19 protein-coding genes are annotated in these 19,430 nt (G+C 56.3%); 5 read left to right on the top strand and 14 right to left on the bottom strand.

Features of this window, described 5'->3' with window-relative positions:
- Positions 1-65: 65 nt before the first annotated feature.
- The 7 genes from O77CONTIG1_RS22735 to O77CONTIG1_RS27375 all read right to left on the bottom strand — a co-directional run bounded on the left by O77CONTIG1_RS22735 (position 66) and on the right by O77CONTIG1_RS27375 (position 6,132).
- Complete coding sequence (locus tag O77CONTIG1_RS22735) at positions 66-683, bottom strand: heme-copper oxidase subunit III (RefSeq protein ID WP_068515565.1); 618 nt, start codon at positions 681-683, stop codon at positions 66-68.
- 70 nt (positions 684-753) lie between these two features.
- Positions 754-2,424, bottom strand: a complete 1,671-nt coding sequence (gene ctaD / locus O77CONTIG1_RS22730; RefSeq protein WP_068515562.1) for a cytochrome c oxidase subunit I — start codon at positions 2,422-2,424, stop codon at positions 754-756.
- Between the two features lie 101 nt (positions 2,425-2,525).
- Entirely contained in the window at positions 2,526-3,431 is a 906-nt protein-coding gene (locus O77CONTIG1_RS22725; RefSeq protein WP_068515558.1) for a cytochrome c oxidase subunit II, read from the bottom strand.
- Positions 3,432-3,447: 16 nt separating this feature from the next.
- Positions 3,448-4,053: a DUF2231 domain-containing protein gene (locus O77CONTIG1_RS22720; protein ID WP_068515555.1), complete on the bottom strand. Its 606-nt coding sequence runs from the start codon at positions 4,051-4,053 to the stop codon at positions 3,448-3,450.
- Entirely contained in the window at positions 4,054-4,599 is a 546-nt protein-coding gene (locus O77CONTIG1_RS22715) for a DUF2231 domain-containing protein (protein WP_286132470.1), read from the bottom strand.
- Between the two features lie 163 nt (positions 4,600-4,762).
- The gene (locus O77CONTIG1_RS27380) at positions 4,763-5,449 is read right to left on the bottom strand and encodes an NAD(P)/FAD-dependent oxidoreductase (RefSeq protein ID WP_286132469.1); all 687 of its coding nucleotides are present in this window, start codon (positions 5,447-5,449) and stop codon (positions 4,763-4,765) included.
- Positions 5,386-6,132 (bottom strand): NAD(P)/FAD-dependent oxidoreductase, encoded by a 747-nt coding sequence (locus O77CONTIG1_RS27375; protein ID WP_286132468.1) that lies wholly within the window; start codon positions 6,130-6,132, stop codon positions 5,386-5,388. The genes O77CONTIG1_RS27380 and O77CONTIG1_RS27375 overlap by 64 nt, the downstream gene beginning before the upstream one ends.
- Before the next feature lie 92 nt (positions 6,133-6,224).
- Between O77CONTIG1_RS27375 and O77CONTIG1_RS25070 the strand changes: the two genes are divergently transcribed.
- The 3 genes from O77CONTIG1_RS25070 (at position 6,225) to O77CONTIG1_RS22695 (ending at position 8,240) form a co-directional block, all read left to right on the top strand.
- Positions 6,225-6,404: a hypothetical protein gene (locus O77CONTIG1_RS25070; protein ID WP_156435612.1), complete on the top strand. Its 180-nt coding sequence runs from the start codon at positions 6,225-6,227 to the stop codon at positions 6,402-6,404.
- A 93-nt stretch (positions 6,405-6,497) separates the two neighbouring features.
- Positions 6,498-7,127, top strand: a complete 630-nt coding sequence (locus tag O77CONTIG1_RS22705; RefSeq protein WP_068515550.1) for a hypothetical protein — start codon at positions 6,498-6,500, stop codon at positions 7,125-7,127.
- Positions 7,128-7,769: 642 nt separating this feature from the next.
- Positions 7,770-8,240 (top strand): tetratricopeptide repeat protein, encoded by a 471-nt coding sequence (locus O77CONTIG1_RS22695; protein ID WP_068515544.1) that lies wholly within the window; start codon positions 7,770-7,772, stop codon positions 8,238-8,240.
- Positions 8,241-8,412: 172 nt separating this feature from the next.
- Here O77CONTIG1_RS22695 and fmt read toward each other — a convergent pair whose 3' ends face one another.
- The 4 genes from fmt to holA all read right to left on the bottom strand — a co-directional run bounded on the left by fmt (position 8,413) and on the right by holA (position 11,569).
- On the bottom strand, positions 8,413-9,420 hold the full coding sequence (gene fmt, locus O77CONTIG1_RS22690; protein ID WP_068515542.1) for a methionyl-tRNA formyltransferase: 1,008 nt from the start codon (positions 9,418-9,420) through the stop codon (positions 8,413-8,415).
- Between the two features lie 213 nt (positions 9,421-9,633).
- Entirely contained in the window at positions 9,634-9,894 is a 261-nt protein-coding gene (locus tag O77CONTIG1_RS22685; protein ID WP_068515540.1) for a hypothetical protein, read from the bottom strand.
- 31 nt (positions 9,895-9,925) lie between these two features.
- Positions 9,926-10,405 (bottom strand): DUF4168 domain-containing protein, encoded by a 480-nt coding sequence (locus O77CONTIG1_RS22680; RefSeq protein WP_068515536.1) that lies wholly within the window; start codon positions 10,403-10,405, stop codon positions 9,926-9,928.
- 168 nt (positions 10,406-10,573) lie between these two features.
- On the bottom strand, positions 10,574-11,569 hold the full coding sequence (holA, locus tag O77CONTIG1_RS22675) for a DNA polymerase III subunit delta (RefSeq protein WP_068515534.1): 996 nt from the start codon (positions 11,567-11,569) through the stop codon (positions 10,574-10,576).
- Between the two features lie 567 nt (positions 11,570-12,136).
- On the opposite strand from holA, the gene dnaA reads away from it, so the two are divergent.
- The gene (dnaA, locus tag O77CONTIG1_RS22670) at positions 12,137-13,528 is read left to right on the top strand and encodes a chromosomal replication initiator protein DnaA (protein ID WP_068515531.1); all 1,392 of its coding nucleotides are present in this window, start codon (positions 12,137-12,139) and stop codon (positions 13,526-13,528) included.
- A gap of 45 nt (positions 13,529-13,573) precedes the next feature.
- On the top strand, positions 13,574-14,500 hold the full coding sequence (locus tag O77CONTIG1_RS22665) for an ADP-ribosylglycohydrolase family protein (RefSeq protein WP_068515528.1): 927 nt from the start codon (positions 13,574-13,576) through the stop codon (positions 14,498-14,500).
- Between the two features lie 99 nt (positions 14,501-14,599).
- On the opposite strand, the gene O77CONTIG1_RS22660 is transcribed toward O77CONTIG1_RS22665, so the two are convergent.
- The 3 genes from O77CONTIG1_RS22660 to O77CONTIG1_RS24035 all read right to left on the bottom strand — a co-directional run bounded on the left by O77CONTIG1_RS22660 (position 14,600) and on the right by O77CONTIG1_RS24035 (position 19,025).
- A complete protein-coding gene (locus O77CONTIG1_RS22660; protein ID WP_068515525.1) occupies positions 14,600-16,552 on the bottom strand; it encodes a serine/threonine-protein kinase in 1,953 nt (650 codons plus the stop codon).
- A 499-nt stretch (positions 16,553-17,051) separates the two neighbouring features.
- On the bottom strand, positions 17,052-18,137 hold the full coding sequence (locus O77CONTIG1_RS25830; protein ID WP_197673278.1) for a hypothetical protein: 1,086 nt from the start codon (positions 18,135-18,137) through the stop codon (positions 17,052-17,054).
- A 125-nt stretch (positions 18,138-18,262) separates the two neighbouring features.
- Positions 18,263-19,025 (bottom strand): IS5 family transposase gene (locus tag O77CONTIG1_RS24035; protein ID WP_410503480.1). Its coding sequence is split into 2 segments (ribosomal slippage): positions 18,263-18,679 and positions 18,681-19,025, totalling 762 coding nucleotides; the frame shifts between segments, so codons are not numbered across the junction.
- Positions 19,026-19,430 lie beyond the last annotated feature (405 nt).

Below are 19,430 nucleotides of genomic sequence, written 5' to 3'. Positions count from 1 at the left end.
CCTAATCAATTCGTGATGCGTGCTTAATCCCTGCCCGATGGGTTCGTGCCAGCCTCTCTAGAACATCATTGCCAGATGTAGATCAGAATGAACAAGATAATCCAAATCACATCCACAAAATGCCAGAACAGCGAGGTCGCATCGACACCCGTGTGTCCGCCCGCATAGTTGTTGGGCACAAAGGACTTGAATAGCATAATCCCCATCAGTAAGATGCCCGTGAGAACGTGCAGCCCGTGGAAGCCTGTCAGCAGGTAAAACAGCCCGCCAAACACGCCATCGGAAAAGCCAAACTCCAGTTCGCTCCACTCAATCGCCTGCCCCACCAGGAAGTATGCACCCATCGCCATCGTCAGCAGCCACAGCAGCCGAAACACCAGCAGATTCTCTTTTTTCAGCGCCCGTTCGGCAAAGTAGGCGACAAAGCTGCTGGCTACCAGCACAACGGTGTTAATCGCAGGTTTTGAAACTTCCAGCCCTGATACGCCTGGGGGCAGCCAGTTGGGGGTGGTTGTTTTCACCAAGATGTAGCCCGCAAAAAAGCTGAGGAAAATCACGCTTTCCGAGAGCAGGAAGATGATGAAGCCAAACATGCTGTTGCCTGCATGGTCTTCTTCGTGGGCGTGAGCAGCGTGAGGGGCGATCGCCACATCGGGCTTTTCGGTCGAGATAGAGCTATCCATAGGCATAAGGGGTTAAAAAGTGAACGATCGGCAAATGAGCGCATGAATGGGCTAGTTCTTGCAGTCCAGCCTAGCCCTCCTTGAGAGCAGCAGCATTTTCCACCAGCGGATCAGATTTGCCATAGCCATAGGGCCCCGACACCACAACGGGCAGTTCTTCAAAGTTCTCAACCGGCGGCGGCGACGACACCAGCCACTCCAACCCGATCGCCCGCCAGGGGTTATCCGGCGCGGGCTTACCCTGCACCCATGCGCCTACCATATTCAAAATGAACGGAATCGTAGACATCCCCAGCAGGAACGCCCCAATACTGGCAACAACATTCCAGAAAGCATACTCCGGCTCATAGGAAGAGACGCGCCGCAACATGCCCTGAAGACCCAGTGGGTGCATCGGGAAGAAGTTCAGATTTACCCCAATAAATGCCAGGGCAAAATGCAGCTTGCCTAACCCCTCGTAATACATACGACCCGTCATCTTGGGGAACCAGTGATAGATAGCAGCAAACATACCCATCGTAATCGTGCCGTACACGATGTAGTGAAAGTGACCCACCACGAAGTAGGTATTGTTCACATGAATGTCGATCGGCACAGAAGCCAGCATTACGCCTGTAATGCCTGCGAACACAAACATGATCAGCGCCCCCAGGCAAAAGAGCATAGGCGTGTTCAGCCGCAGTTTCCCTTTCCAGATGGTGGCCACCCAGGCGAAGACCTTGATTCCGGTCGGCACAGCAACCAGCATCGTCGTCGCCATAAACAGCATCCGCATCCAGCCCGGTGTGCCGCTGGCGTACATATGGTGAACCCAGACAAGTACGCTAACGGTCGTGATCAGCAGCGACGAAACGGCCACTACTCGATAGCCAAACAGCGGCTTGCGCGAATAGACCGGAAATATCTCCGAGAACACGCCGAAGATGGGTAGCACCATGACATAAACCGCCGGGTGCGAATAGAACCAGAAGAAGTGCTGGAATAGAACCGGGTTGCCGCCTTTATCAGGATTGAAAAAAGCCGTGCCTGCCGCCACGTCAAACAGCAGCATGATTGCGCCTGCCGTCAGCGCAGGGAGTGCTGCAAGCTGAATGATCTGAGCGCTGAACACTGTCCACACATAGACTGGCATCCGAAAGAAGGTCATTCCTGGCGCTCTCATCCGCACGATCGTTGTCACGAAATTCACCGCACCCATAATCGAGGACACGCCGGAAATCGCCACCGCCAGAATCCAGACGAACTCGCCAGTAATCACGCTATCCGTCGGATTTTGGGTGCTGACGGGCGGGTAAGACCACCAGCCCGCCTGAGCCGTGCCTGCGGGCAGAAAGTAGCTGGTCATTAGCAAAATGCCAAACACGGGCACCATCCAAAACGCGGCTGCGTTGAGTCGTGGAAAGGCCATGTCTCGCGCACCGATCATCAGCGGCACGAGGTAGTTTGCCAGACCCACCAGCGACGGAAAGATCCACAAAAAGATCATGATCGTGCCGTGCATGGTGAACATGCTGTTGTAAAGCGTGCGATCGATCAGATCTGCTTGCGGCGTGATCAGTTCGGCGCGAATCACCATCGACAGCAGTCCACCAATTAGAAAGAAAACGAAGGACGTGACCAGGTATTGAATGCCAATCACCTTGTGGTCGGTGCTAAAGCTGAAATATTTCCGCCAGTTGTTTTGCGGTTCGGGGTGGGCGACTTCGGGAATTGCGATTCCTTCAACGGGGACGTTTGTCATGAATCTGCCTGGAGTAACTGTGGGGCAAGTGGAGGATTTTAGATTTTAGATTTTAGGCTTTGGATTTTGGGTGGCGGGAGAGGGAATTGCCCGCTGCTCAACTACCTTTCGGCTAATGCATTCACTAGCGGCGGTGGTGCAGGGGCGATCGTTTTCCAGCCGCCAAAGCGCTTCAGCCGCTTGTTGGTGTATTCGGAATAGGCGGGATTTTCGGCGGGGACGGCGGGCTGGGCTGCGGCCCTGGCAAGCCACTGGCGATAGGAGTCGGGGGACTCCACCACCACATTGGCCGTCATGATGGCAAAGTAGGTGCCGCTGAACTGCGAGTCGTTGAGTCGATAGATGCCCTCGCGCACGGGCGTAAATTCAAACTCCGTTGTGCGCTTGGGCAGGATGTCTTGCTTGAGCCGAAAGGCTGGCACGTAGAAGCCATGAATCACATCGTCTGCGGTCATCAGCAGACGCACGCGCTTATTGACGGGCAGGTGCAGGTCAGCGCTGACCACGCCCGTATCGGGATAGCGGAATGACCAGGCCCACTGCTTGGCGTAAACTTCCACCTCCTCTACAGGTTCGGGTTCTAGGTCTGCGGCGTAGGCGGTGGGCGTGGTTCCTGGCATATGGTGTAAGTGAACCAGATCCATTGGCCCGCGCACCGCCATCTGCTGATAGGTCTGGTAGCTGTAGGCGGCTAAGAAAAACACCAACAGCAGCGGCACAGCCGTCCAGAAGATTTCTAGTTTGACATTGCCCTCCATGTGGGGGCCGTCGCTAGTATCGAAACGGCTGACGCTTTGAGTAAAAACCGTGTAGAGTACCAGCCCGGTAATGCCCAGCAAAATAAACGTGCCGATCGCAGAGAACAAGCTGAACAGGTCGTCGATCAGCATTGACTCAGCCGAGGCCTGGGGCGGCAACCAGCCATAGGCCTGCTGCCCTACCCAAATGCTGGCTGCTATCAGCACTGCGACATAGACTCCGATTCCGACAATGGTCTTGAGGTTCATCGTCTCTCCTTCGCAATTACTTCAGCAGCAAGTTGGGGTCTTGGCCCGTTCGCAATAGTTCATCGGCGGTGATGTGAACGCCAAACTCGGCCGCAAGCTGTGCGCCCAGTGTACCGTGAACAAACATGATGCCCAGCACGGCCACGCCCGCTAGCAGGTAGCTCCACTGCACTTGACGGCCCATGTCTTTGCGCCAGGCAAAGCGCTGGAACCCTCGCCATACCGCCATGCCGACGATAATCGCCAGCAAAAACACGCCGCCTACGCCGTGCAGCAGCATAGTGGGCATGGCTTCCAGACCCCAGGCGCTTTTCACGCCTGGCTCTGGCGTTGCCAGCATGATTTCGTAGAAGCCTGCTGCCACAGTGAAGAAAGTGACAATCGCCGAGGCGAGGACGTTATACCAGCCCACATCAAAAAAGTTGGAGCGTACTGCTGTCAGCGACAGCATCTTGAGGATGGATTTTTCGAGTGGGAAAAAGGCTCCGGCAAAGTCAAAGGCGATGCCAATGATGAACAGACCTAGGGTGATGTGAACCAGATTTGGGTGAATAGGAATACTGTAGGGCAGTCCATTGGGGCCAAGCTGTGGCCCAAGCTGTTCGAGTAGTTCTGGATTCATCTACAGCACTCCCTTGCGAATCGCCTCAACCACGGGCACAGTGTGCAGCCCGTAGACCCACACCAGCTTATCGCCCAGATAGACTTGCACACACACCAGTGCTGCCAGCACCAGCCCCGCGCCCAGGTAGGGAATCGGAAGCTTGCCAGGATCGCGCGATCGCAATATGAAGCGCCACGCCGTCATGCCTGCCAGGATGGCCGACAGCGACCAGCCGAGAACCGTGTGGGCATTTAGCACGGGCACAGCCGCGTCGTAGGGTTCTGCCAGCCCTGCCTCGATCTGTCCAAAAATGATGGCAATAAAGATTGAGAGGGTGGCAAAAAACAGGTTCCACCAGCTCACTTCATAGAGGCGGGTGTTTTTAGTGAAAAGGGCGATCGCATCGCACAACACTGCAAACAGCGCCATCGCAATCACAAAGTGAACCACGATGGGGTGCATTGTGTCGGGATAGGGCAGGTTGTGGTCATTCAGTGGAGGCAAGCTGAACTGCATGACTGGCGGAAACCAGGTGAGTGTCAGCAGTGGAGGTATTTTAAGCATCGCAAATATCAAATCCATTGCGTTCTCCGGACATGTAAACCAGGATTGGGGGCAGACCGTTGGAAAAACAGTAAATGAAAGAACAGTCAAGAAAATTGAAAGAAAATCGTAAACCCACTTGTGTTTTCAACGAGTTGGTCGCCACAGCTTGCAGTTTCAGGATTTAGGCAACCCCAGATGCATCTGAAATAGGCTGGGGCAAGGCTTGAGACGTGAGCGACGATCCTACGGGGACTGTGATGATGCGAGAACCCCGCTCACGGGTCAAGTAGGTCCAGGTCCATTGCAGCAGCACTGAAAGCTGATTTTCAAGCTGATTTAGCACAGCAATGTGAACCACTAGCCAGGCCAGCTTTGCCGGAAGCCCGCTCCACTGGATGTTGCCGACCTGCATCACAGCAAACTTGCGCCCAATGGTAGCCATGCTGCCCAGATCCACGTAGCGGAAGGGTGCCGGTGCGGGCTTGCCGCAAACGCGGGCATCGATCACCTGTCCTGCATAGCGACCGCTTTGCATGGCTGCCTGGGCCAAGCCTGGAACGGGCTTGCCGTCCGATTCCATCTGGGCGGTGTCTCCGACCACAAACACGTTGGGATACTGCGGCACCGAGAGGTCTGGCTTTACTGTAACCCGTCCGGCCCGATCCGTCTCGGCGTTGAGCCACTTGCCTGCGGGTGATGCCTGGACTCCGGCTGTCCAAAATACGTTGCGGCAGGGAATCCGCTCTCCAGCCACCGTTACGCCGCCCTCGTCAATATCTTCAACTCGGCAATTGAGCCGCACTTCTACACCCAGGTCTTCCAGCGCTTTTTGCGCCTCGGCAGAGAGGTGTTCTGAGAAGGCAGGCAAAATGCGTGGGGCCGGCCTGCACCCAGGATGACGCGGATGCAGGCGGGATCGATGCGGCGGAATTCTGATTTGAGGGTCAGCCGGGCCATTTCGGCAATAGTGCCTGCCAGTTCTACCCCCGTGGGGCCTGCGCCCACCAGCACAAACGTCAAAATATCAGAACACTGCTGCGCGTCGCCTTGAAGTTCGGCTTGTTCAAAGGAGCGCAGGACGCGATCGCGGATCTGTACAGCATCCAGCACGGTTTTTAGCCCTGGCGCGATCGCCGCCCATTCGTCTTTGCCAAAATAGGTTTGCTGTGCGCCCGTCGCCAGAATCAGGTAATCGTAAGGCAACGGGCGATCGCCCATGAAGACCAACTGCCGTTCGGGATCAACGCCTGTCACCTCGGCCATAGCCACCGTGGCGTTTTTTTGCGATCGCAAAATTTGACGAATCGGCGAGGCAATGTCGCTGGGCGAGAGCGTCGCCGCCGCCACCTGATAGAGCAACGGCTGAAACAGGTGATGATTAGTGCGGTCAATCACGGTGACATCTACCGGAGAACGAGCCAGGGCCCGCGCTGCTTCGATTCCGGCAAACCCGCCGCCGACGATGACCACGCGGGGAAGCGTATCAGGGCGATCGCCCTCTATACCGGACTTCGATGCTGCTTCCGTTAAGTCTGTTGAAATAGTACTCATAAAATCCTAGAGGAGCTGCCTAAAGACCTGATGATGCTCGTGCCTGAACAGCAAATCGACTCAAAGAACCGACAGCCAAACCAACCGCTCAAATGCGTCAGAATCTCTGGATTATCCCGATAGCCCGCATTGCCTATCCTGCTGCTAAACTCGTATACCAATTCGTAACAACGGGCTCCGTTTTTGAGAGTATTATGCAATGTGAAATGAGCGAAGCACGTATTCCTGATCACGCCAAAGTATTGTTACAAAAAGGCTTTGTAGAAATTTAGGAATTGCTTAGGAATTGCTAAAACCTGAGAGCATGTCTCTAAAGCTTTAGACTTCTTCAAAATTTGGGTTTCTACAGATCGTCGGTAGATCGCATGATGCCATTCTGGTTTTCGCTATTTCTAGAGCTGGTTAGAGGGGCGATCGCCCTTGATCCCCAGAGCTTCCTACGCCTACAAGCCTCACCCGATGGCGAAGCGATCGCCCTCTGCGTCATCCTGCTGGCCGCCTTCTCGCAGTCCCTAGCCCAGAGCATCATCCTGTTTATTAATCGGGTCAGCCCCTTGCGATTTGTCATTAGCCTGCTAATCAGCACGCTGCTATTTGCCTTTGGCTGGCTATTTTGGGGAATCAGCACGCTGCTGGTGCAGCATCTCCTGTTTGCGTCAGATGCCAGTTGGCGGCAGATCGGGCTAACGCTCAGCCTCGCCTACGCGCCGCAACTGCTCAGCCTCTGGGTGGCGCTGCCCTATTTCGGCGTGCCTATCTACATTCTGCTGTCAATCTGGACGTTTCTAGCCTTTCTGACAGGGATGACCACCGTGTTGGGCATCGACACCTGGCAGGCATTCTGGTGCGGGGCACTGGGCTGGCTGGTGGTGCAGGTGCTACAGCGCACCATCGGTCGTCCAATTAACAATGTGGGTCGCTGGATGCAGACCGTCGCTGCTGGAACGCCCCTGATGCAAAACCTGGAAGAGTTTCAGCGACAAATGCTGCGATAAAGTTTGACCGTGGCAGAGCAGTCAGGACGAAATTTCTAACCAGAGATATACGTCAAATCGAGTGGATGTTTGTCACAGTGAAGAGTGAGCGATTTTAAGGAATTTCTCCACTCGCCCTGCTCCATTCAACGATTTTGCGAGGATTCTATCTGAGGATTCTATCTACAGAGCGGGGCGATGTTCGTGGTCTTCTATCTGCGTGGTCAGGGCGATCGCCCTCACGAAAGGCTACACTGCAAGCCGAAAAGTCCAGTACGGCCCATTTGTAAAGAACTGTTTAGTCAAAGTTAATCTGAGTCCTGCATCCCTTGCAGGTCAATGCTTTTCAAGCATCCGCAGGTGCATCTAGCGTATTTTAAGGCAGACAAAAGTTTAAAAATGCAGGATAACGGATACAGAAGCCTGATCCAGGGGCTTGAGATAGAAAGCCTGACTAAGCCTGACTCACAGACCAGACTGGCAATCTGCTCCGAAGAATCCTCGTTGCTCTCGGCAAAGCCGATCTTAATTCAGTTTCCTTAATGCAATTTCCCTTGATGCAGTCCCGCTGCGCCGATGCTAAAGATTGACTGCCTGGCCGTCTGCAAACTTCCTCGGCTGCGGATGTCGATCTCAATCCAGACCTTTAATCCCTGTTTAGTCATGGACAACACCTTGATTCAATCTTTATTGGAGAATTTGAAAGATCCTGATGAATCAATTCGCGATGCTGCTACGCACGAGCTTTGGCGGCTCTGGTTTACGCAAAAGGGTGCAAGAGGGTTAGAACTGCTAGAGCGCAGCCAGACGCTCATCGATGCAGGCGAATATGGCCATGCAGAGCAAGTCTTGACGGAGGTAATTGCTGACCTGCCCGATTTTGCCGAAGCCTGGAACCGTCGGGCCGTGCTGCACTATATCTGTGGACAGTATCAAAAGTCTCTGGCCGATTGTGAGCAAGTGCTGGCGCTAAACCCGATTCACTTTGGCGCAATGCATGGGCAAGGCCTCTGCCACATGGCGCTGAAACAATACATGGCGGCTATTCACGCCTTCCGGCAAGCGCTGGAGATTCAGCCCTATGCGCTGGAAAATCAAAAGATGATTCTGGAATGCACGGCAAGGCTGAGCTAGGGCAACGGGATCAGGATTTTGGGTTGGCGATTTTGGATTGGCGATTTTGGATAGCCAATTCAGAACCTTGCGAAGTCTTGATCGCAAAGTGTTCAGTGATTTTGCAGGTAGCGCTGTTTAAGCGTCTCCATGTTCGGATGGATAGTTGGATTGTCGGGGCCAGCGTTGGGGATCAGGTGGGTGAAAGGGTAAAGGAATCGCCGATCGCCAGTCTGGTGCCATTGGCCCAGTCCCAACTGCTTTGGGGGCGTTTCCCAGACGGCTGCACGGTCAGCAGCAGCAGCAGCCCGTCCGACGTGTTCACCAAAACGCCGTGATGTTTGAGTAGCCCAACGATCGTGCCGGGGGCTTCGGGGGCAGCGAGGCGGGGCTGCCAGTCTGCCCGGAGGGCATGAACCGAGTCGGGGATGGGCAAGTCTGGGGCTGTGGTGAGGGGGATTGTGGAGAGTACCTTGAGCGGCTGCCCGCGGAAGTGGGTGAGACAGTTTGGGTAGAAACCGCGCACTTGGTTATGAAGGGCGATCGCCCCCCGATTCCAGTCCAGCAGATAGTTGTGTTTCTGGATCAGCGGCGCATAGGTGGCCTGCGTGTCGTCCTGTGGGATGGGCTGAACCTCGCCTCGGTCTAGCCCCAGCAGCGTGTCGATGAGCAGGTCGGCTGCCTGATTTGCCAGCACCGTGGCGAGATCGTGGGCATGGTCAAACCAGCCGATGGGCGTGGTGGCCTTCAGCAGCATGGGCCCAGTGTCCATGCCTGCATCCATCAGCATAGTGGTGATCCCCGTTTCGGTTTCGCCATGATACAGGCTCCACTGGATCGGCGCAGCCCCCCGATATTTGGGCAGCAGCGATCCGTGGGCGTTGATGCAGCCGAGGCGGGGCATGGCCAGAATTTCGGGGGACAGGATTTGTCCGTAGGCGACGACGATAAAAGCGTCAGCCTGGGTGCGGCGCAGGTTTTCCAGGGTTTCAGCATCTTTTTTGATGCGGGCTGGCTGCCACACGGGCAGGTTGTGCTGGAGGGCGATCGCCTTGACGGGAGACGGAACTAGCTCACTGCCGCGCCCCCGTCGCTTGTCGGGCTGGGTCACCGCTGCTAGCACCTCAACGCGCGGCTGATCGAGCAATCGCTCTAGCGACGGCACTGCAAACTGCGGCGTACCAAAAAACACAAGACGCATGGCGCAAACCAGAGAAGGGGGCGATCGGGCGGCCGTTGGGCTGTCGTGGGGGCTGGGGCGTTTGCCCCACAACTAGTTCACAATTGTTTAACGACGATAACGATCATCACGATAATGACCATCACGAACCATCACGACCATTTAACGACACGTTGGCGCAGGCTCTAGTTTTGACAGTCCTTGGCTCTGCGGCCCTGGCTTTGCAGCGTTCGCTCAGCCGTGGCGATTCACTTCCTGTTGCAGCCACTCGTCTACAGGCTGACCGTCTTTGCGGCGCAACTCAACGTCGGTCATCATCACCAGACCAGACTCCGGGGGGGCCGGATACTGGCGGAACGAGATCTCGTAATCGTCTGGGTTTTCGTTGCGCTCCCGCAGCCAGTCTTGCACTTTGGTCGTGGCAAAAAAGCCCTGCCCATCCTGGAACATGCGGCTAATCTGCATTTGCAAGGTGTAAGGCTGGAAGCGTGGCATTGGCTCTAGCGTCCCTTTTTGACGACGAGGTTTAGCGTTGACGACGAATTTCAATAATGGCCTGGCGAATCTGGGCGGCGAGGTTGGGGTTGCTCTGCTGCATCGCCGTAATCTCGTTAAACCGTCCAATCGTCATGCCATTGCCTTGCACCACCGTAACAGACTGGGTGCAAAAGTCTGCCACAATCTGGCGAATATTGCGGGGCAAACTGCGGAGATCGTTCGACTGGGTACACATTAGCGAGGGCAGGGGTGCGCCCGCGCTTTGAATTGCCTGCACTGCCTGCTGGCGATAGGGTTCGATTTCTAGCACGGAGGCCGCATAGCTGCGAATTTCGCCAGTAGAAACGGCTGCCTGCGCTAGGGCGGCGTTGCTCAGCTCGACGGAACTCGTCGAGACCTGAACATCGGGAACCCAGCCCAGCAGCAGCCCCGCCAGAGACAGCGCACCCGCCAGCAGCGGCATGGTGAGGCGGCGCTTGGGTCGAGAAGGAATCAAAAAGTGAGTCATAGGAGTTTTGAACAAGCCTGGAAACACAAGGAAGAATGGTTAATTTTAGGCGTAACCTGTTTTAGCCATCCGCTTATTCTGAATTATTTTATGCGAGGGTTGTTCCTGCGATCGCCCAAGTTTTAGAAGGATTCCACATATTTTCTGACGTGGGTAGTTTTTTATGCCTTAGCTGTGGCAACTGGTTCCGCTAAACACCTGACAGAGTTCAATGACTTTGCTCTGCATCAGCACGCGCTCGTCTGCGCCGTGTTTCAGCCCTGCTTCGAGCTGGAGCAGCAGCGGCAGACTTTGCTGCAAGCGATAGAGGGCGATCGCCCGCACGTCTTGCTGCAAAAAGTAAATGCGCTTGGGGTTGGCGATGTCGGCGGCGCGGGCGATCGCCGCGTTGTCCCGTTCGCCTGCGTCGGTCATCAGCTTTACCCAGAGCCAGGTGCGAAACTGCCCCACCAGCGTCGCCACGATCCGCAGCGCGGGTTCGTTGCGGGCAAACAGGTCGGCTACTAGCGAAATGGCGCGTCCGGTGTCGCCCAGGCGAATCGCTTCGGCCAGCTTCAGGCTGTTTTGGGCGGAGGCGCTCACCAGCAGGGCGACCGCCCCTTCGTCAATGGGCTTGCTGCCGCCCGCAAACAGGTGCAGCTTTTCTAGCTCGTTGTACAATCGGCGAGTATCGTTGCCAATTGCCTCAGCCAGCAGTTGGGCTGCGCCGGGGGTGAGCTTGACACCCGCAGACTGGGCCACCTGGCGCACCCGTTGCAAGAGCTGATCGCTCTGCCAGGGGGCGATCGCCGCAAATTCGCGAATCTCGGCGTATTTTTGCAGCAGCTTGGTCGATTTGGCGCGGCCGTCGGGCTTGCTGCTGCTGGTGAACAGGAGAACGGTACTGTCGGGAACTGCTGGCAGCGTCCGCGACAGTTCTGCCAGCAGATCTTCCGAGCAGCGCTGGCAGACGGTCGTTTCCGCCAGCCACACCAACCGCTGCCCCATGCCAAAGGGCGGTGTCATTGCCTGATTCAGCGCCTGGATCACGCCGTCGGGCTGCTCTGGAGGAATCTTGTCGTAGTTAAAGCTGGCCCAGTTCGGATCAAGCGTGCGATCGCGCAGATCCTTCACTGCCTGCTGCATGGCGTATTCATCATCGCCCCAAAAGAGATAGATGGGCATGAGGTCAACGGGCTTTTAATATGAATTTCAAACTTGCCACAAACTCGCTGCCAACCCGCCACAAACTCGCCAAATAATTTCTAAACTTGCCCGGCCGAGTGCTGCTATCCAGGGATTTCAGGTTGGGGACGGGCCGCACGCTGCCTGGCCTATCCTCACGGGCAGATGGGCAGCGTTACAAGATTTTTCCAGGGGAGGCGTGTCAAGAAAGCGCAGGCTACAGTTCTAGATGGAAACATACAGTTTTTTGCGTTTATTCACCAATCCCTATATATGGAATTTATATAACAATCTCACGGCACATCTAGTAGTCTAGTTAAGCTGGTAGAAAAGAGGAGCTGGCTCTGGCAGATTGCCTGCGGCCAGTGCTGCTGTCTCTGGGCTGTCGCCTGGTCTTATGCCTCACTAGCCGTCATCTGCCAACTCCGAACTGCTGAGGGAGCGTTGGGTGTTGTTCAGTCTAGAGCCGTCTAAGGCTGCAACATCATCAGGCTGGAATGCTTCAGTCCGCAACCGTCAGGGTGGGGTCGCTGAATTTTGGGCAATTCACCTGGGAGAAGAGCAAACGTGGAAGTCGTGCTAGAAACCTTTTGGACTCAAGTATTGGAGCAGCTTCAGCTTAAGCTGAGCCGCCCCACGTTTGAAACCTGGATTAAGTCTGCCACCGCAGAGCAATTGGACGAGAATACCCTCGTCATCTGCACGCCCAACCCCTTTGCCCGCAACTGGCTGCAAAAGCACTACCTGAAAATCATTCATGAGGTTGTCGAAGAATTATTGGGGCATCCGGTCGAGATTCAGATCACCGTGCGCCACGGAGAAGACGGGGAAGGGATGACCGATCCGGGAGATATGCTGTGGCCGATGCCTACCGAATCGCTGACCGACCCATTGACCACGCCTAAACAGCGTCCCAAACCCTCAGACCTGAACCCGCGCTACGTCTTCTCTCGATTTGTGGTGGGGGCAAACAATCGTATGGCCCATGCTGCCTCGCTGGCGGTTGCTGAGTCGCCGGGGCGCGAGTTTAACCCGCTGTTTCTCTGCGGCGGCGTGGGTCTGGGAAAGTCGCACCTGATGCAGGCGATCGGGCACTATCGCCAGGAAATTGACCCCGACTCGCGGGTGTTTTATGTGTCTACCGAGCAGTTTACTAATGACCTGATCACGGCGATCCGAAAAGACAATATGCAGAGCTTTCGGGAGCAATATCGCCTGGTGGACGTGCTGCTGATTGACGATATCCAGTTCATCGAGGGCAAGGAATACACCCAGGAAGAGTTTTTTCACACGTTTAACACGCTGTATGAAGCGGGCAAGCAGGTGGTGTTGGCGAGCGATCGCCCTCCCAGTCAGATTCCCCGGCTGCAAGAGCGACTTTGCTCTCGCTTCTCGATGGGGCTGATCTCCGACATCCAGCCGCCCGATCTGGAAACACGCATGGCAATTTTGCAAAAGAAGGCGGAATACGAAAACATGCGCCTGCCCCGCGAGGTGATTGAGTATATCGCCTCCAGCTACACGTCCAACATTCGCGAACTGGAGGGAGCGCTGATTCGGGCGGTGGCCTATGTGTCGATTTCGGGCTTGCCAATGACCGTGGAAACCATCGCGCCCGTGCTAAACCCCTCCAATGACCAGATCGAGGCCTCTCCAGAGGCGGTGATGATGGCTGTGGCGGAAACCTTTGACGTGCCCATCGAAGACCTGAAGGGCAGTTCTCGTCGCCGTGAAATCAGCATCGCGCGTCAGGTAGGCATGTTTCTCATGCGGCAGCATACTGGCCTCAGCTTGCCTAAAATTGGCGAGGTCTTTGGCGGCAAGGATCATACGACCGTCCTCTATAGCTGTGAAAAAATTGCTCAGCTTAAGGAAACCGACGTAGAGCTAGCCCGGACGCTGCGCCAGTTGAGCGATCGCATTGGGTTGTCGGGATCGTCCAGGAGTTCTGCCCGCTAGCCCAAATGTGATGAGGGTTGTGGGAGCGGTAGGGGAAAGACACGAATGGGCGATCGCCTGTTAAATCAGTATCGGGGAGCGCTGCTGGGGGCGGCCCTGGGCCAGGTGCTAGGGGCAAACGCACAGGCGCAGGGACAGCCGGACTGGCGGCAGGTCGAGCGCTGGGGTTTTGATCCGCCCGCGCCGCATGACTCGCCACCTGATCTAGCGGCAGGGCTGGGGAAATCTGTGCTGAGTCTGGGCGAATGGTTGATTCATCGACCCCAGCAGTCAGTGACGCTGCCGTCGGCAATTCGGGTTAATCCTGCCGCGCTGGCGATCGCCACGCTGCCCCTCGCGCTCTACACCCATGACCATCCTGCCCAGTTGCGATCGCACTTGCAGCGGCTGGATGCGCCTGCGTCGTCGCAGTCGGTGGCGCTGGCCGTGGGGGAGCTGGTGTCACAGGCGATGCACGCTGACCAACCGCCTTCTGGATTGATTGAACGGGCGATCGCCGCTCAAGATCTGATGTCCATTGCGCCGGAGCTAACGACTGCGCTCCAGCGGGTGCATATCGCGGCTCAGCAAGACTCAATGGCGATCGCCTGTCATAACCTGTTTGCCGAAACGCCAGCAGACTATTTGCCGCTCTGCCTTGCGCTCTCCTGCTTTTTGTCTACTCCAGACCATCCTGCGATCGCCCTGCGACGGGCCGCGAAACTCAGTCTTTCGCCGCTCATCTCTGCGCTAACAGGGGCACTCTGCGGAGCCAGAAATGGCAGCAGCGGACTGCCCGCAACGTGGCGTGTGCAGGCACATCAGGCTGGCAGTATTGTAGCCCTGTGGGAGATTTCAGAATCAGCGATAGATTCCCTGTCTGCTATGCTTTTCGCTGCCTGGGCCGGCATCTATGTGCCTGCACTTCCAGACGGCCAGCCGCCGCATCCGGCCTGGGTCGTTGCGCCTGCTGGCAAACTCCGCCCCCGCTGAGGTCAGCAGGGCGGTTGCCGAGCCTTGGTGGTAGAAGAAGGGGAAGAGAGAAGAACGAAGACAGAAGAACGAAGACAGAAGAACGAAGAGAGAGGGCGGTTACCGAGCTTGGGCGGCCCGCTGACGGAGTGCCTTTGCGGTAGCGTCGTCGGGGTCGAGTTGGAGGGCTTTGTCAAGCGCGATGACGGCATCGCTATAGCGGCGTAGCGTCACCAGTGCAGCACCCCGCGTCCTCCAGGCTTCGGGCGAATTGCGAAACAGGGCAATACCTTTGTCCAGCGCCACCAGCGCTTCCGAAGACCGACCCAGCTTTTGCAGCGCCACGCCTTGCTTGACCCAGCTATTCGCGTTTTCGGGATGCTGTTTAGAAACAGACTCATACACCTGAAGTGCTTCATAGGTGCGGTTTTGTAGCAGCAGCGCGTCCCCGTTGCCCAGTTGCGCGTCAGGGTCGTTTGGACGATAGGCCAGGGCATCGTTGCAGGACACCATTGCTTCTTCGGGGCGCTGCAAGGCATTGAGTGCCTGACATAGCCCCACGTAGGCTTCGACCAGCTTGGGATCTAGGGCGATCGCCTCGTTATACAGCAGCAGCGCCTCATCCGAGCGACCGTCCTGCGCTTTTTGCTGGGCCTGGGTGAGCAGCGCTGCGGCCTGTTCCGTCGGCTTGAGGGAGACCACCGGGCTAGGGCTGGGAGAATTGCTGGGACTGCTGACAGGGGGGGCTGGACGATTTTCTAACCAGCGCACCACCAGCCAGGACGAAAGCGACGTAGCCGTGGCGATCGCCACCACCGCCGACAGCAGCACCAGCGGAGTCCACCGGAGCATCTGCCAGGAGGAGCTGGGTGTGGACGGAGGCGCAGGAATGGCCCCGGAGTCGTCTCGCCGAGGAACGACATCGGTCAGGACGTTTGTATGATCAACTGCCTCGGCAGATGACTCCACCAACTCACCGCGAGTCACTCGCGTCGGAGCAGCCTGTGGCTTGATCATGGTTTCATCCAGCGACAACGGTGGATGAATCTGCGTGCCGATATCGCCCTGCGTCGCCTCTAGCAGTTCCATTGGGGTCACGACCGCTCCCGACGCGCCACTGCCCGCGCTATTGGGATAAACCAGGGATTCTGTCAATGCTGTGGGTGTATCTGCCATTCGAGCAGGTGATGCTGAGGGCACAAACTCCAGCGGCATGGGGATTTCCGCCTCGACTGGGATGGTTTCCAGGGCCGCCAGCGCTTCGTCGGCTGTGCTGTAGCGATCGCGAAAGTCATACCGCACCATACACTCCAGCACCTCTTTGAAGGCTGTACTGGTCTGGGGCGCGAGATGCTGCCACTCCAGTTCTCCCCGTGTGTCTTCCCCCAGCCGTCGCGGATGCACCCCCGTCACCGCCTGCACGCCCAGCACCCCAACTGCGTAGATGTCGCTGCTGAAGCGGGGTTTGCCTGCAATTTGCTCGTTGGGCATGTAGCCCTGAGTGCCAATGGAAATGGTGAGGTTGGTGCTTCCAGCTTCTGCGGCCTGGGCGCTGACCTGCTTCACAGCGCCAAAGTCGATCAGCACAATCCGCTGGTCGGCCCGCCGCCGAATCAGGTTCGAGGGCTTGAGGTCACGGTGAATTACCTGCTGCCCGTGGACAAACGACAGCACTTGCAGCACGTCCTTGAGTAGGGCGATCGCCCGTCCCTCAGACCAGACCTGGCCCTCTACCAATTCGCGAGCAACAGACTCTCCTTCAATAAACTCTTGCGCCAGGTAAAACTCACGGTCTTCCTCGAAGTGGGCCAGGAGCCGAGGAATCTGGTCATGATCGCCTAGCCGATACAACATTTGGGCTTCCGTTTCAAAACAGCGCCGCGCCATCGATAGCGTATCGTCGCTGTTGATCTGGGGCTTGAGGTGCTTCAGCGCACAGCAGGGATGCCCCGGCAGGTGCAGGTCTTCTGCCAGATAGGTGCGCCCAAAACCGCCCGTGCCCAGTTGCCGCAGCACACGATAGCGTCCACCCAGGGGCTTATCCGAATTGAGAAGCGGAGTCGAACGGCTCATTCAGCAGGGGTCAGGTTACATAAACGGGGCAGCAGCACAAAATCGCTACTCCCAACGACAGGCACTCTGAACAGATACTCCAATTAGCTGGGACTGGCATTCTCCTAACGGGGCGCAGCCTAAACTGAATGAGCGCAGCCTAAACCCGTCGCGATTTCAAGCCTAGAGCAACTTGGCTTGATCAACTTGTCAAACGCTTGACCTTTTGACGAGCCTCTGACCAACGATTCGGGCACGCCACAGAATGCCAGACCCACACTGAGGGAATGAAAACGACTAGGAAAGAAAACTACCGTGAAGACTAGCCAATGGCTCACCCGAAACAAGCCGAGTACCTGACGGGGACTGACCTATCCGGGATATCTCAGATGCACCTACCTATTAGTTATACACAAGTTCGCACGTCTGGTTCGGATAAACCCGTCTGAAAGTCGGGCGATCGCCCACCAGCACACCTTTCAGCCGCAGCCCTCTGGTCAGTATTGGGCTGGAATGTCTCCTAGCGCGATCGCCCTTTTTGCAGGCGATATCCAACGCCCAAAACCGCCAATAGCCCTAAAACGGCTGAGGGTTCGGGCACGGGTTCTGGGGTCGGGGTTGGCGTGGGTGTCGGAGTTGGGGTTGGGGTTGGAGTCGGCGTGGGCGTGGGTGTCGGAGTTGGGGTTGGGGTTGGAGTCGGCGTGGGCGGGGGTGTCGGAGTTGGGGGTGGAGTCGGAGTCGGCGTGGGCGGGGGTGTCGGCGTGGGCGGGGGTGTCGGCGTGGGCGGGGGTGTCGGAGTTGGGGGTGGAGTCGGAGTCGGCGTGGGCGGGGGTGTCGGAGTTGGGGTTGAGGTCGGTGTGGGTGTCGGAGTTGGGGTTGGTGTCGGCGGAGGAACTGGCGACACCAGAGAGGTAAATTCTGCGCCGACCAGATCAATTTGATAGTCCAAAATGGGGCCACTATAGCCGGGTCTGCCGACCCAGCCCCCTAGCCTGCTGCCGGGATTGAGCGCACTCACCAGCTTGTTGCGGTCGGCTCTGGTATCGGAAAACAGCAGGTTGCCCGCAGAATCAACTGGGTCGTAGTTGTAGCCAGAAATGGCCAGAAAATAGAGTCCGTCGGGAATCGTATTCCTCGGTAGTCGAAGTGTAGAGCGCTTGGTGCCCGGATTAGCGCGACCGGGGTCATCGTCTGGCGTGTTGTCGTTGGCAAATAAAGCTCTTCCTTCTGAGTCGAACAGGAAAAGCTGCGTGTCTTCAAACAGGGTTTTGCCAAGGTTGCCTGTGCTGGCCACAAACTGCCCAGCGCTGTTCTTGATTTGAATGCCAAACAGGTCTGCGTTGCCGCCCAGGGTACCCAAGATAGCAGTGAGCTGGGTTCCCGCAACGCGAGTGTTGGCAAGCTGGGCCGTGCCAAGGGTTTGCCCCGCATCCCCGACCTCAGTGAATGTAGCGGCACTGGCCGTCGGGGCGATCGCCATCGACAGACAGAACCCGCCCAGCGCGAGGATGAACGACTTAATCGGGCTTAAGCTGCGCTGCTGGCAGACTGCAAAGGGTCGATGCGCCACTACAGATGATGCAGCGGAAGAGGGAGATGCAAACATGGCTAGACTTAACTGAAATTTACCAGAATGCTTTTTCTACGGGAGAAACAGCTTACGAAAGAAATCGCGCTGCCAGAAGCCTTAGTGGTTCTGACCTTACAGCGTCGAAAATCTAGGGCGTGTCATCAATTAAGCCAAATAAGGGCAGCCGCCATGTAAATTGCACTCAGAAACGTCTCGGCTAACTTGTCATAGCGTGTCGCAATCGCTCGATACTGCTTGAGTTTGGCAAAGAAGTTCTCAATCAGATGCCGCGCTTTGTATAGCTCCTTGTCGTAATCACGCGGTGTCTTGCGGTTTCGCTTGGGCGGAATCACAGCCGTCTTGCCCTGTTGTTGGAGTCGCTCAATCACCCGTTGGTCTGCGTCATATCCTTTGTCAGCCAGGACTGTATCAGCTTGAATATTCTCTAGCAGCACATCAGCCCCATCAAGGTCACAGGTCTGCCCGGGTGTGAGGTGAAAGCCTGTCGGATTGCCCAGTGCATCGACAGTCGCATGAATCTTGGTGCTCAATCCCCCTTTACTACGACCAATGGCTTGGGCATTGGCATCCCCCCTTTGCCCCAGCACTATGCTGATGAGCACGCACAATCGTGGTGTCGATCATGGCGTATTCGTTGTCTGCATCTTCAGACAGCACCTGAAACACCCGTTGCCATACGCCCGTCTTTGCCCAGCGCCGAAAGCGGGTGTGAACCTTGCGAAAATGACCAAACCGCTCTGGCAAGTCTCGCCAGGGAATGCCGGCTCGATATCGATATAGCACTGCCTCGACAAACAGACGATTATCCTTTGCTGTGACTCCTACCGCCCCCGCTCGTCCAGGGAGCAAATCTTGGAGCCGTTCCCATTGGTCATCGCGCAGGGCGTAGCGTCGGGTTGTCATAATCGTCAGATAGCTGAATCACTGCTGATTACAGCTTATCTAATTGATGACACTCCCTAAGATTACGCAATTGGTGTTGAGCTGATTAGCGTTCAGCGTGTTAGCTCTAAATCCTGAACCTCTTCAAACTCTGACTATCAGTTGCCTAGCGACTTGAGCCTATGCTCGGCTCATGCTCAACGACTTGCGACAGATGCACCTAGTGAATGAGAAACGCTGATTACGAGCGCTGGCTACAAGCGCGATCGCAATGATTTCAGCAGATGTTACGTAAATTTACTGAAAGCTCGATTCAGTATCTACGTAGCGTACTGCCTTTGGGAAAGATTGGCAAACTGGCTCGTTATAACTTGTTATAAACTTGTCGTAAAACGAAAATTAGGCTCTCAACCAAGAACCAAACCT

It is taken from the genome of Leptolyngbya sp. O-77, from assembly GCF_001548395.1.
Classification (GTDB): Bacteria; Cyanobacteriota; Cyanobacteriia; order Elainellales; family Elainellaceae; genus Thermoleptolyngbya.
The sequence above is the reverse complement of the archived record's forward strand: the minus strand, read 5'-3'. Positions and strand labels throughout refer to the sequence as shown.

Excerpts from the sequence above, each read along its gene's own strand:
- fmt (WP_068515542.1), bottom strand. The coding sequence starts at position 9,420 with ATGCGTCTTGTGTTTTTTGGTACGCCGCAGTTTGCAGTGCCGTCGCTA.
- O77CONTIG1_RS25830 (WP_197673278.1), bottom strand. The coding sequence starts at position 18,137 with ATGTTTGCATCTCCCTCTTCCGCTGCATCATCTGTAGTGGCGCATCGA.
- O77CONTIG1_RS22705 (WP_068515550.1), top strand. The coding sequence starts at position 6,498 with ATGATGCCATTCTGGTTTTCGCTATTTCTAGAGCTGGTTAGAGGGGCG.
- O77CONTIG1_RS22715 (WP_286132470.1), bottom strand. The coding sequence starts at position 4,599 with ATGCTTAAAATACCTCCACTGCTGACACTCACCTGGTTTCCGCCAGTC.
- O77CONTIG1_RS22725 (WP_068515558.1), bottom strand. The coding sequence starts at position 3,431 with ATGAACCTCAAGACCATTGTCGGAATCGGAGTCTATGTCGCAGTGCTG.
- ctaD (WP_068515562.1), bottom strand. The coding sequence starts at position 2,424 with ATGACAAACGTCCCCGTTGAAGGAATCGCAATTCCCGAAGTCGCCCAC.
- O77CONTIG1_RS22695 (WP_068515544.1), top strand. The coding sequence starts at position 7,770 with ATGGACAACACCTTGATTCAATCTTTATTGGAGAATTTGAAAGATCCT.
- O77CONTIG1_RS22685 (WP_068515540.1), bottom strand. The coding sequence starts at position 9,894 with ATGCCACGCTTCCAGCCTTACACCTTGCAAATGCAGATTAGCCGCATG.
- O77CONTIG1_RS22720 (WP_068515555.1), bottom strand. The coding sequence starts at position 4,053 with ATGAATCCAGAACTACTCGAACAGCTTGGGCCACAGCTTGGCCCCAAT.
- O77CONTIG1_RS27375 (WP_286132468.1), bottom strand. The coding sequence starts at position 6,132 with ATGAGTACTATTTCAACAGACTTAACGGAAGCAGCATCGAAGTCCGGT.
- holA (WP_068515534.1), bottom strand. The coding sequence starts at position 11,569 with ATGCCCATCTATCTCTTTTGGGGCGATGATGAATACGCCATGCAGCAG.
- O77CONTIG1_RS22665 (WP_068515528.1), top strand. The coding sequence starts at position 13,574 with ATGGGCGATCGCCTGTTAAATCAGTATCGGGGAGCGCTGCTGGGGGCG.
- O77CONTIG1_RS25070 (WP_156435612.1), top strand. The coding sequence starts at position 6,225 with ATGCGTCAGAATCTCTGGATTATCCCGATAGCCCGCATTGCCTATCCT.
- O77CONTIG1_RS22660 (WP_068515525.1), bottom strand. The coding sequence starts at position 16,552 with ATGAGCCGTTCGACTCCGCTTCTCAATTCGGATAAGCCCCTGGGTGGA.
- O77CONTIG1_RS22735 (WP_068515565.1), bottom strand. The coding sequence starts at position 683 with ATGGATAGCTCTATCTCGACCGAAAAGCCCGATGTGGCGATCGCCCCT.
- O77CONTIG1_RS22680 (WP_068515536.1), bottom strand. The coding sequence starts at position 10,405 with ATGACTCACTTTTTGATTCCTTCTCGACCCAAGCGCCGCCTCACCATG.